Origin of the sequence: Flagellimonas alginilytica, assembly GCF_042134605.1 — a bacterium.
Taxonomy (GTDB): domain Bacteria; phylum Bacteroidota; class Bacteroidia; order Flavobacteriales; family Flavobacteriaceae; genus Flagellimonas; species Flagellimonas alginolytica.
Genome location: NZ_CP169638.1, coordinates 2,385,059 through 2,397,674 on the forward strand (window position 1 = coordinate 2,385,059; position 12,616 = coordinate 2,397,674).

Annotated in this window: 13 protein-coding genes; 12 read left to right on the forward strand and 1 reads right to left on the reverse strand. The window is 40.2% G+C overall.

Annotated features, from left to right (window positions below):
* Positions 1-20: 20 nt before the first annotated feature.
* Positions 21-695 (forward strand): head GIN domain-containing protein, encoded by a 675-nt coding sequence (locus tag ABTP35_RS10520; RefSeq protein WP_293296495.1) that lies wholly within the window; start codon positions 21-23, stop codon positions 693-695.
* Between the two features lie 129 nt (positions 696-824).
* Here ABTP35_RS10520 and ABTP35_RS10525 read toward each other — a convergent pair whose 3' ends face one another.
* Positions 825-1,265, reverse strand: a complete 441-nt coding sequence (locus tag ABTP35_RS10525) for a hypothetical protein (protein WP_224837525.1) — start codon at positions 1,263-1,265, stop codon at positions 825-827.
* Between the two features lie 93 nt (positions 1,266-1,358).
* Between ABTP35_RS10525 and rsgA the strand changes: the two genes are divergently transcribed.
* From rsgA to ABTP35_RS10580, 11 genes are all read left to right on the forward strand, one after another.
* Positions 1,359-2,297, forward strand: coding sequence for a ribosome small subunit-dependent GTPase A (rsgA, locus tag ABTP35_RS10530; RefSeq protein ID WP_293296493.1), 939 nt, complete (start codon positions 1,359-1,361; stop codon positions 2,295-2,297).
* Entirely contained in the window at positions 2,298-2,750 is a 453-nt protein-coding gene (dtd, locus tag ABTP35_RS10535) for a D-aminoacyl-tRNA deacylase (RefSeq protein WP_293296491.1), read from the forward strand.
* A 166-nt stretch (positions 2,751-2,916) separates the two neighbouring features.
* Complete coding sequence (locus ABTP35_RS10540) at positions 2,917-4,923, forward strand: transglutaminase domain-containing protein (protein ID WP_375334193.1); 2,007 nt, start codon at positions 2,917-2,919, stop codon at positions 4,921-4,923.
* Positions 4,924-5,017: 94 nt separating this feature from the next.
* Complete coding sequence (locus ABTP35_RS10545; protein WP_090293531.1) at positions 5,018-5,344, forward strand: nucleotide pyrophosphohydrolase; 327 nt, start codon at positions 5,018-5,020, stop codon at positions 5,342-5,344.
* A gap of 69 nt (positions 5,345-5,413) precedes the next feature.
* The gene (locus tag ABTP35_RS10550; protein ID WP_293296483.1) at positions 5,414-6,643 is read left to right on the forward strand and encodes a 3-phosphoshikimate 1-carboxyvinyltransferase; all 1,230 of its coding nucleotides are present in this window, start codon (positions 5,414-5,416) and stop codon (positions 6,641-6,643) included.
* Between the two features lie 87 nt (positions 6,644-6,730).
* On the forward strand, positions 6,731-7,780 hold the full coding sequence (gene queA / locus ABTP35_RS10555; RefSeq protein ID WP_224837529.1) for a tRNA preQ1(34) S-adenosylmethionine ribosyltransferase-isomerase QueA: 1,050 nt from the start codon (positions 6,731-6,733) through the stop codon (positions 7,778-7,780).
* 75 nt (positions 7,781-7,855) lie between these two features.
* Positions 7,856-8,896, forward strand: coding sequence for a 23S rRNA (adenine(2503)-C(2))-methyltransferase RlmN (gene rlmN, locus ABTP35_RS10560; protein WP_224837530.1), 1,041 nt, complete (start codon positions 7,856-7,858; stop codon positions 8,894-8,896).
* Positions 8,897-9,040: 144 nt separating this feature from the next.
* A complete protein-coding gene (locus ABTP35_RS10565) occupies positions 9,041-10,015 on the forward strand; it encodes a polyprenyl synthetase family protein (RefSeq protein ID WP_224837531.1) in 975 nt (324 codons plus the stop codon).
* A gap of 112 nt (positions 10,016-10,127) precedes the next feature.
* Complete coding sequence (locus ABTP35_RS10570) at positions 10,128-10,706, forward strand: RNA polymerase sigma factor (RefSeq protein WP_224837532.1); 579 nt, start codon at positions 10,128-10,130, stop codon at positions 10,704-10,706.
* 5 nt (positions 10,707-10,711) lie between these two features.
* Positions 10,712-11,428, forward strand: a complete 717-nt coding sequence (locus ABTP35_RS10575; RefSeq protein ID WP_293296480.1) for a hypothetical protein — start codon at positions 10,712-10,714, stop codon at positions 11,426-11,428.
* Positions 11,429-11,516: 88 nt separating this feature from the next.
* Positions 11,517-12,587: a coiled-coil domain-containing protein gene (locus ABTP35_RS10580; RefSeq protein WP_375334194.1), complete on the forward strand. Its 1,071-nt coding sequence runs from the start codon at positions 11,517-11,519 to the stop codon at positions 12,585-12,587.
* The last annotated feature ends 29 nt before the right edge of the window (positions 12,588-12,616 follow it).

Here is a 12,616-nt window from a genome sequence, read left to right on the forward strand (position 1 = left end):
CAAAGTAAAAACACTCTATCATGAAAAAAATATACACATTAGGATTTTTATTGCTTCCATTGATCATGTTATCGCAAAGAATTATAGACACGGAGGTTGGGGAATTCAACAAAATCAAAGTTTTTGATTTGATCGAGGTCAATTTGATCCAATCCGACGAGAACAAAATTATGATCAAAGGCTGGAACGTGGACGATATTAAATGGACCAACAAAAATGGGGTTCTTAAACTGCGTATGCAATTGGATAAAAAATTCCAGGGAGAAGATACAATGATCGAAGTCTACTACACCAACTTGGATGTTATAGATGGGAACGAGGGTGCCAGAATTACCTGTAACGAGTTGGTGAACAAAAGTAAAATAGAGCTAAGGGCCCAGGAAGGCGCCATGATCCATATTGGGATGGATGTAGATTATGCAGAGATCCGAGCGGTGACAGGCGGTATTGTTAAAGCCTCTGGACTTGCCAAAAACCAAAGCGTTGTGCTCAATACCGGAGGTATTTTTGAAGGTAGGGAACTGCGCACCGCAACAACGGATGTAAAAATTTCAGCCGGGGGCGAAGCCGATGTTTTTGCTTCGGAATTGGTGGAAATCAATGTAAAGGCCGGAGGAGATGTCTACGTGTATGGAAATCCGACAACGGTGAATAAGAGAACATTTGTAGGGGGCAGGGTCTACATTAAAGATTAATGAAACTTGTTGGCTTAACTAAAAGAGGCTGTTTAAAAAGTCGATCTTTGTCAACCTGAAACAAGTTCAGACTGATGTATTTCACTACTTTTTAAACAGCCTCTTTTAGTTTTATATCGATCGGAAAGGTTATTTTTTAAAGATATATCGGGTAATAAAAATACCTTGTCCATCACCTTTTCCTCCTTCACTTTCAACACCGCTAACAACAAAGGCCAATTCCCATCCGTTGGCGATCATATCGTTGATCATGGAAGTGATCATAGCGTCGTTGGCCGCAATATTCTGAAAACGGATACCGCCAACATTGTAAAAGTTCAACAATTTGGTCTCTTCGAAATTTTTAACACGGATTTCGTTTCTTTTGGACTTGTTTCTCGTGTTATCGTCCTCTGTTTGTACACTGGTAAATTCTTTATAATCCTTGTCCTCAAGAGCGTTGATTATTCTTGATCTACCAAGCCCGTTGGGCACTATGGATTCAACGCTGGTAATTACTTTGTACTGTTGTGCGTTTACGCTAAATGCAGTGGTCAAAGCGATTACTGCGGCAAATAAGATTTTTTTCATGTTTAAATTTTGATGATTAATATGCTATAAATAAAGATATACGACGAAACGAAAGGAATATTGTTTCTTTGTATTTTAAAAAACTAACAAATTTTGAACGGAACAGTTTATAAATCGACCGGAAGTTGGTACACCGTAAAGTCCAATGAAGGCAACTTTTACGAATGCCGTATAAAGGGCAAGTTCCGTACACATGGGATTAAGAGCACTAATCCAGTGGCCGTTGGCGACCATGTCAGTTTTGAACTGGAAACTATTGGTGACGAGACGATCGGTATAATTTCCAAAATTGGCGATCGTAAAAACTACATAGTCCGAAAGTCCGTTAAGCTTTCCAAACAAACACATATTATTGCATCCAATTTAGATCAGGTATTCCTATTGGTCACTTTGAACAACCCTCCCACCTTTACCAGTTTTATAGATCGATTTTTGGTGACTGCAGAAGCTTATGAAATTCCGGTAGTGCTACTTTTTAATAAAATGGATGTTTACCAAGAAGAAGAAAGGTTTGAGGTGGATTATTTAATGGATCTATATACGAAAATTGGGTATAAGTGCATTAAAATTGAAGCAAAACAAGGTAAGAACGTTGATTTGGTAAAAGAAATAATGAAAGGGAAAACCAGTATGTTCGCCGGTCATTCCGGGGTAGGAAAGTCTACATTGGTAAATGCCTTGGAACCTGGAATGCAACTTAAAACTGCCGAAATTTCTGAGCAGCACATGCAAGGCCAACATACCACCACTTTTGCCGAAATGTACGACTTGTCTTTCGATGCACGGATAATCGACACCCCCGGGATTAAAGGTTTTGGTATCGTGGATATGGACAAGCACGAGATCGGAGACTATTTTCCCGAGTTTTTTGCGTTAAAATCGGAGTGTAAATTTAATAACTGTTTACATCTGGACGAACCCAAATGTGCCGTAAAAAAAGCTCTGGAGAACAATGAAATTGCAGCAAGTCGCTATCGGAGCTATGTGCAAATGCTCACTGGGGAAGAGGAGAATCCATACAGGGAAAGATAAATGAGAACAGTACTGCAGAGAGTATCAAAGGCAAGTGTTGCCGTCGATGGCAAAATGATATCATCCATCGGAAGCGGGCTTTTGATCTTATTGGGCATCGAGGATGCCGATACAAAAGAAGATATAGACTGGTTGACCAATAAAGTTTTAAACCTTCGCATTTTTAACGACGAGAACGGGGTGATGAACCGCTCCGTATTGGATACTGACGGCGATATTATAGTAGTTAGTCAGTTTACATTGCATGCATCTACCAAAAAAGGAAATCGACCATCGTATATAAAAGCCGCAAAACCCGATGTTGCCATTCCTGTGTACGAGAGTTTTGTTCAGGTATTGGAGCAAAAATTCGGAAAGAAGGTTGGAACCGGAATTTTTGGCGCCGATATGAAAGTGGAGTTGCTCAATGATGGTCCGGTTACCATTATTGTGGACACAAAAAATAGAGAATAATATTTTATGTTGAAAAAAATCTCTTTTTTGTAAGAAATTAACCATACATTGTTTGTGTGTTAATGGGTTTGGTGATAGGATTTTTTTAATTTAATCCATGCCTGCTAACTTTAACTAAAGTTGGTTATTTAGGGAGGAAATCGGTAAAATTGCCAAAATGGATTTTTTGAAATTAAAATATTGTATTCTTTTCTTGCTCTCCCTGCATGGGTTGGTTGCTCAGGAGATAAAGTTTGGAAAAGTCACTAAAGATGAAGTGTCGGCCACTCACCATGCACGGTACCCAAATGCACACGCCGCAATTCTTTATAAAGGTGAATTGGTTAGCTTTGATTTTGACGACAAGAGAGGTTGGCGTCAAATAATAGAAGTTCACTACAGGGTAAAGATCTATAATAAACAAGGATTCAATTGGGCAAGCTTGCAAACTCTCCTTTTAACGGATGGTGGTAATCGTCAGGATATTTCAAAAATCAGTGGATTTACTTTTAATATTATTGATGGAAAAATAATTAAGTCTCAACTGGAAAATGAGGGGATAATTATAGAGAAAGTTGATGAGAACCTAAAGCGTGTTTCTATTACTTTGCCAGATGTAAAAGAGGGAAGTGTTTTAGAATTTAAATATGTAATTGAATCACCTGTAAACAGGAATATAGATGAGTTTTGGTTTCAATTTGAAATTCCGGTCGATTACGCAATGGTACAATTGAAAATTCCAGAGTACTTTGTTTATAAACAATACAATAGAGGTTTTTTTCCTATAGAGTTTGAACGATCACAGGAGAATAGATCGATCAATGCTACATCCCAAACAACCTATACTATTAAAAAGTCGTCAAATGTTTCAATAGGAAAGGAAACCTTAAAATTTGTGGAAAATGTGTTTACTTTCTCATCTTCGAACTTGCCAGGATTGGTTAAAGAATCTCAAGTATTCAATTTAAGCGATTATAGGTCTTCCATTCAATTCAAACTAATGTCAACCAGATTTCCCGATGAGCCAGAAAAAGATTATAGTGCTTCTTGGGAAGATGTGGCTAAATCCATTTATAAAAGAGAGAGTTTTGGTGAAGAGTTAAATCGACATGATTATTTTGAAGAAGACCTAAAGCAAGTGGTTCGCGGTGCATCAACCGAAAAGGAAAAGGCCCTGGCCATATTTAATTTCGTAAAGTCGAAGATGAATTGGGACTATAGTTTCGGCATACGGTGCAACAGCAAAGGGATTAAAGAGGCGTATAGTACTGGAATAGGAAATGTTGCCGATATTAATCTCATGCTTACGGCAATGTTTAGAAATATAGGATTACGAGCTGACCCCATTTTAATCAGTTCAACCGGAAACGGAATCCCATTATTTCCTAAATCTGATGCATTTAATTACGTTATAGTAGGACTTCAATTACAAGACGATCTATTACTTTTTGATGCTACCGAAAAATATGGTTGCCCGGACATTATTGCCATGCATGCTATCCATTGGGTCGGGAGGCTTATTCGCGAAGACGGTACTACGGCTCAAGTGGATCTTGTTCCAAAACATAAATCTTTGAATGCCGAGTTGGTCACTGCTACACTTAACGAAGATGGTTCGATTACGGGTAGATACAGGCATCAAACTACTGGATATTTTGCTCTTTCATTAAGAAAGATGAATGCAGCGAACCCAGGGGAATCATATCTGGATAACATTGAAAGGAAAAAAACGGATCACGAAATTTCCAATTTTAATGTTTTGAATCATGATGACTCATGTAAACCTTTGATTCAAACCTATAACTTTTACCAAAAAGCTGTTTTCGAAGAAATAGAAGGTAAAATATATTCAAATAATCTTTTTACTTTAAACCATATAAACCCATTCAAGGAGGAAGAAAGGAAATTGCCCATCGAAAAAATTTTCACCCAATCCTTTAAAAAAATAGTGACCATTAAAATTCCCGATGGCTATGCTGTAGAATCATTGCCTGAGCCTGTTGCTATAGTGCTGCCCCAAAATATAGGGAGTTTCAAATATGAATTGTGGGTAAAGGAGGATATTATAAAAATCTCTTCTGAAGTCGATTGGAATACAACCGTGATTCTTCCAGAGCACTATGCTGAAGTTAAGGAGTTTTATAATCGAATAGCAAATGGATATTCCGGTAAATTAATTCTAGCCAAATCTTAAAGATCAGATAATCAATCTAAATTGATAATGCTGTATAATAGGTATTTTAATTATTAACCTATTATTTTTATACATTCAATAAAAATAGAAATAGGTGAACATAGAAAACGCACAAAAGGCCGTTGATGAGTGGATTAAAAATCATGGGGTCCGTTACTTTAACGAACTGACCAACATGGCCCAGCTTACCGAAGAGGTTGGCGAAGTGGCCCGTATTATTGCCAGAAGATATGGTGAACAGAGCGAAAAAGAATCCGACAAAGCAAAGGATCTGGGCGAAGAACTTGCCGATGTTGTTTTTGTGGTACTCTGCTTGGCCAACCAAACCGGAATCGATTTACAAGAGGCATTCGATAAAAAATTGGATCTAAAGACCAAAAGGGATCACGACCGTCATCAAAATAACAAAAAGCTTAAATAAAGTTTCGGTTATAAAGGGACTTTAGGGCTGTTTTTTCTAGTTTTGACAATTCATACAAACCCTAACGAATTGAAACTCCAACTTTCTTCTCCCAACAATACAAAAATTGAAAAAGACATAGCAATCACTGGTTCTAAGAGTGAAACAAACCGTTCGTTATTGTTGCAGGCGCTTTTTCCGAATATTAAAATAGCCAATCTTTCCAATTCGGACGATGGGGAAGTTATGCAAAAGGGTTTGGCCAAGTCCAATGGAGTGGTGGATATTCACCATGCAGGTACCGCTATGCGTTTTTTAACCGCCTATTTTGCATCGCAACAAGGCAAACAAGTGGTGCTCACGGGTTCGCATCGAATGCAGGAGCGGCCTATTAAAGTGTTGGTGGAAGCATTGCAAGCACTCGGGGCAGATATTCAATACGAAAAGGAAACGGGTTATCCCCCGCTGAAGATTTCTGGTAAAAAGCTCGGAAAAAACCGTGTATCCCTGCCTGCAAACATTAGCAGCCAATATATTTCCGCATTACTTTTAATTGCACCTAGCTTGGAGAATGGTTTGGAACTGGAACTGATCGGCAAGATTACATCTGTTCCTTATATAAAAATGACATTGGCCCTGTTGGAACAGATAGGCGTCCAAACTTCCTTTGTGGCGAACACCATAAAAGTCGCCCCAAAAACAGAGGTGGTTGATACTACTTTGATGGTAGAATCCGATTGGAGTTCGGCCAGCTATTTTTACAGTATTGTGGCCATGTGCGATGTAGGTTCGGCAATAACACTGTCATCGTACAAACAAAACTCTTTACAGGGCGATAGCATTTTGGCAAAAATCTATAAGGATTTTGGTGTGGAGACCATATTTACGGACAATACCATTGTACTCAAGAAAACATCAAAAGATATTGCCGACCATTTAACTTACGATCTTTCCAACGCCCCGGATATTGCTCAGACGATTGCCGTTAGCTGCTTGGGATTGGGTATTGGTTGCCACTTGACCGGCTTGCACACCTTGCCCATTAAGGAAACCGACCGGTTGGCTGCTCTGCAAAAAGAGTTGGGCAAGTTTGGTGCCAAGGTGGATATCGATTCCGAAAGCCTGACCTTACAAGCACAAAATCAGCTTGCAGAAGGAGTTTTCGTGGATACCTACAATGATCATCGAATGGCGATGGCCTTTGGCCCACTAGCACTGAAAGTTGACTTTGTGGTCAACGATGCCGAAGTGGTTTCCAAATCCTATCCCGATTTTTGGAACGACCTAAGAACCCTTGGGTTCGCAGTCCAAGAATTGTAAATCACATTTAATCATCAAATTACTTGACATCCCCTATCACGAGGTTGTATATTTGCACCTCTTAAAAAAAATCGAAAAAAAGTCCACATGAAATTATCGAACTTCAATTTTGAATTGCCAAAAGAATTGTTGGCAGAATATCCCGCGGAACATCGTGACGAATCCAAACTAATGGTAGTTCATAGGGATACAGGAAAAATTGAGCATAAAATGTTCAAAGACATCGTAGATTATTTTGATGAAGACGATGTAATGGTCTTGAACAATACCAAGGTGTTTCCTGCGAGACTTTTTGGAAACAAGGAAAAAACCGGTGCTAGGATAGAAGTGTTCTTGCTTAGGGAACTTAACCAAGAGCAACGACTTTGGGATGTTTTGGTAGATCCGGCAAGAAAGATTAGGATCGGTAACAAGCTTTATTTTGGCGATGATGAAAGTTTGGTGGCAGAAGTGATCGATAATACAACATCGAGAGGAAGAACATTGCGTTTTCTTTACGATGGTTCTTATACCGATTTTAGAAGAAAGCTTAGGGAACTTGGAGAAACTCCGTTGCCCAAATACATTAAAAGAGAGGTAACACCAGAAGACGAGGAACGTTACCAGACCATTTACGCCAAGCACGAGGGAGCTGTAGCAGCACCGACCGCAGGGCTTCACTTTTCCAAACACTTATTAAAGCGTTTGGAGATCAAAGGCATTCAGTTTGCAGAGGTCACTTTGCACGTAGGACTGGGAACATTTAACCCAGTAGAGGTAGAGGACTTGTCCAAACACAAAATGGACAGCGAAGAATTGGTGATCGATGAAAAAGCAACAGAAGTAGTAAATAACGCAAAAGCCAACAAGCGAAGAGTATGTGCCGTAGGTACAACCGTTATGCGCGGCTTGGAAAGTGCTGTTTCTTCAGAGCATACATTGAATACGTTTGAAGGATGGACCAATAAGTTCATATTTCCTCCGTACGATTTTAGCATAGCCAATTGTATGATCACCAATTTCCACTTGCCAAAATCCACATTAATGATGATGGTTTCCGCATTTGCCGGTCACGATCTTATAAAGAAAGCGTACAAGCAGGCAATTTTGGAAGGATATCGTTTCTACTCCTATGGAGATGCGATGTTGATTCTATAAAAACGGAAAATCATAGAAGAAAAATCCCGTTGACCTTAAAGTGAACGGGATTTTTTTCTTCCTTATCTTTAGATAGTGGAAAACAAAAAGAAGGATATACGCGCATTGACCAAAGAGCAGCTCCGAAACTTTTTTGTGGAGCAGGGAGACAAAGCATTTCGTGGAAACCAAGTGTACGAATGGTTGTGGCAAAAGTCGGCCCACGATTTTGATGCGATGACCAATATTTCCAAGGAAACCCGACAAATGTTGGAAGATAACTTTGTTATCAATCATATTCGGGTAGATCAAATGCAGCGAAGTTCCGACGGAACCATTAAAAATGCCGTTCGTTTGCATGATGGCTTAATAGTGGAATCCGTTTTGATTCCCACGGAAACCCGGACCACAGCCTGTGTGTCCAGTCAGGTTGGATGCAGTTTGGATTGTAAATTCTGTGCAACGGCCCGTCTAAAACGCATGAGGAATTTAAATCCGGATGAGATATATGATCAGGTAGTGGCCATAGACAACGAGAGCAGATTGTATTTTGATCGTCCGTTGAGCAATATAGTTTTTATGGGTATGGGAGAACCGTTGATGAACTATAACAATGTGCTCAAGGCCATAGAAAAAATTACTTCCCCGGAAGGATTGGGCATGTCCCCCAAGCGTATTGTGGTCTCTACCTCCGGAGTGCCTAAGATGATCAGGAAAATGGCCGACGAAGAAGTCAAATTTGGTCTGGCAGTTTCATTGCACTCCGCTATCGACGAGGTCCGAACTTCCATTATGCCCTTTAATGCCACATTTCCACTTAAAGAACTCAGGGAGGCGTTGGAGTATTGGTACAGCAAGACCAAGAATAGAATTACCTACGAATATGTGGTCTGGAAAGGAATCAACGATACCCAGAAGGCAGCAGATGCACTGGTCAAGTTTTGCAAGTTTGCACCATCCAAGGTCAACATAATCGAGTACAACCCCATTGATGATGGTGACTTTCAACAAGCACCCAATAGTGCCATTGACATGTACAAGAATACCTTGGAGCAAAACGGCATCACGGTTACCATACGTAGGTCGCGAGGCAAGGATATCGATGCCGCTTGCGGTCAATTGGCCAACAAAAGCTAGAGTTTAATTTTTGATTGGCCATCCACATTGGTAGGTAAAACAACGATACTTTTAGAACTCTATCTTAAAACTTCGATTTAGTTCTAACAACTCTCGCATTTTCCCTACTTTTAGGGTTTTAAAACCAAACACCACACCGCTACGTTGAAAATCGTTTCGCAGATACGGGAACCCATAGAAAATGAGATGCAGCTTTTTGAGGAAAAGTTCCTCAAATCCATGTCTTCCAAGGTTGCACTGTTTAATAGGATTACCTACTATATTGTTAACCGCAAGGGCAAACAAATGCGCCCAATGTTCGTGTTCCTTACCGCCAAATTATTGAACGGGGAAGTCAACGAACGTACATACACAGGAGCTTCCATAATTGAGTTGATACACACTGCAAGCCTGGTCCACGACGATGTGGTGGACGACAGTAACAAACGCCGGGGCTTTTTTTCCATCAATGCCCTGTGGAAAAACAAGATTGCTGTTCTGGTCGGGGATTTTCTTTTCTCTAAGGGTTTGTTGGTATCTCTGGAAAACAAGGATTACGATTTACTACACATTATTTCCAATGCCGTTCGCGATATGAGCGAAGGGGAACTGCTCCAGATAGAAAAAGCGAGACTTTTGGATATTACCGAAGAGGTTTACTACGACATTATCCGCCAAAAAACAGCCACTCTTATTGCCGCTTGTTGCAGTATGGGGGCATGTTCGGTGAGACCGGATTCGGATGAGGTGGAAGCCTTTCGGAAGTTCGGGGAGCTTTGTGGAATGGCCTTCCAAATTAAGGACGACCTTTTTGACTACGGTGCCGAGAAAATTGGAAAGCCTACGGGTATCGATATAAAGGAACAAAAAATGACACTGCCATTGATCTATGCATTGAACCATAGTGATAAGGAAAGTAAAAAATGGTTGATCAATTCCATCAAAAAACACAACAAGAACAAAAAACGTGTAAAAGAGGTTATAGAGTACGTTAAGGAAAAAGGCGGCCTCGAATATGCAGTTACCAAAATGTTGGAGTTTAAGGATGAAGCGTTGGCCATTTTGGACAATTACCCCGATTCCGAATACAAAAGTGCCCTCACCCTAATGGTAAATTACGTGGTAGACCGTAAAAAATAGGTATTTATAAGGTTGGTTATCAATTAAATGTCGAAAATTTTTATTTTTCGGGCAACCATTTACGTTTATATCCCGTCTATTTAAATAGAAGCACTTTTGTAAACCATTTTTTTTGAAAATCATCTCGCTACATAACAACGAAAAGCAACTGATTAAAAAATCGATCAAGGGAGATCAGCAGGCTCAAAAATTGTTGTACGAGAAGTTCTCGCCCAAAATGCTCGGGGTATGCAGACAGTATATCAAGGACCTTCATTTTGCGGAAGATGTTATGGTAAATGGTTTTGTCAAGATGTTCAACCACCTCGGCTCTTACCAATATAAAGGTAGTTTTGAAGGCTGGGTCAGGAGCATTATGGTAAGGGAAAGTATTTCCTTTCTACGTAAAAAACAGTTTGTTGTTTACGATGATGATGCGGTCGAAGTGAGGGAAGAGGTGTTAGGACCCATATCCGATGGACTGTTGGATATGGAGTATGTGCAACACTTGATAGATGGTCTTCCAGAAGGATACAAAGCCGTTTTCTTGCTGTATGCCATTGAAGGATACGGACATAAGGAAATAGCGGAGATGTTGGCAATTAGCGAAGGAACTTCAAAATCGCAACTTTTCAAGGCCAGAAAAATGCTTCAAGAAAATTTAAGTTTAAAAGGAATGTCGCCCAATTCAAAAACGGCGAACAAAAAATAAGGGATATGGCTAAACTTGAAAAACATATCAAACAAAAGCTCGAGGAGCGAACCATTGTCCCATCGGATGGGGCTTGGAACAAGATTGCATCGCAATTGGAACAACCCGTGCCAAAGAAAAGGAATACATGGTTTATGTACGCGGTGGCCGCTAGTGTTGTAGGGGTTGTACTGGTGTCTGCGTTCTTTTTTACCAAGGACAATGGCCCAACAGAGCAAATGAAAATGGTAGGAACCGAAATCAAACATGAGAAGGTAATTGAGGCGGAAGAAATAAAGGCAAAAGAAAATAACCAAATAGACGTTGCGGAGACTAAGTCGAAAGTAACTAAAATGCAAAAACTGGTAGAAACACCATTGCCCAATGTAAATCCAAATACTGCAATCGCCACAAAGGACAATAGACAACCTTTAAAGGACGACATGATCCTAAACCCAGATAAGTTGATCGCACAAAAAGTGGAAGAAGTAGTGGCACAAGTAGAGCTCATGGAAAGTGTACGGCAAGATGTTTCCGATGCCGAAGTCGATTCCTTGCTGCGTGCCGCACAGCGACAGATTTTAACCGACAAACTATTTTCAGAGAGCGGGACTGTGGATGCCATGTCCTTGTTGGCCGAAGTGGAGGATGAGTTGGACGAATCTTTCCGTGACCAGATCTTTGATGCACTAAAATCCGGTTACCTAAAATTGCGTACTGCCGTGGCGGACCGAAACCAATAAAGTTATTCATCAATCAAAATAAACCTTTCAATACTTCCTGTCCTTAACAATGGACAGGAGGGAAGGAGGGTTGCAAATCAAAACAATCATGAAAACAATTACATTTTATTCAGCAATCTTGCTCCTGTTCCTAGTTTCTCAATCTCTTTTTGCACAAGAAGATTATCAAAAGAAAATCGAAACGCTTAAGCTGGAAAAACAACGCATAATCGATCAGGAAAAAGAAGCCCTAAAGATTGAGGTACGGGACATAAACCAACGATTGGAAGATGGTGATGTTACCGAAAATGAAGCCAAAATACTTAAGGAGGAAGTGGCAAAGCAAAGAGCTCTGAACATTGAGAATCGGGTCGCGATTATAGAGAATAAGATCGCTTTGCTGGAGCGCAACAAAGGAGATGTACTTACCTTGTCCGAATCCGATACCATTTATGGTGATAGAATGCGCATTGGATTGCTCATTGATGGAAAACCGGCGGTAACTTTTAATTCCCGCCAAAGACAAAGAGACTTAAAATACGATAGGCGAACTTACTCGGATTTTGTTATGGCCATCGGTTTTAACAATGCTTTGATAGAGGGGCAGTCCCTGTCCGATTCTCCTTATAAAATTGGTGGAAGCCGTTTTTTTGAGATGGGCTGGCAATGGCGGACACGTGTGTTCCGGAATACTAACTGGCTACGTGTTAACTACGGTTTTTCGTTTCAGTTCAATGGTTTAAAGCCGGACGACAATCAGGTTTTTGTGCAAGACGGAGATCAGACCGTATTGCAAGAGTTCGAGTATGATCTGGATAAATCCAAGTTTAGAATGGACAACCTTGTTTTTCCTGTTCATTTTGAGGTGGGCCCCTCTCGATTGCATAAAAAAGAACGTACCATACGATATTCCATTCGTGATCAATTTAGAGTGGGATTCGGTGGCTATGGTGGATTTAATCTGGGAACACGCCAAAAATTAAAATACAATAGGGACGGGGAAAATGTAAAGGATAAACTAAAAAGAGACTACAACACAAGCGACCTTATTTATGGTGTGAGCGGATATTTGGGCGTAGACGGTGTACTGCTTTATATAAAATACGACCTAAATCCCATTTTTATGGATGCAGAAATAAAACAGAACAATATCTCACTGGGCCTTCGGTTCGATATCTAATCGTTTTGGTTTTACACAACGGTCGGGTT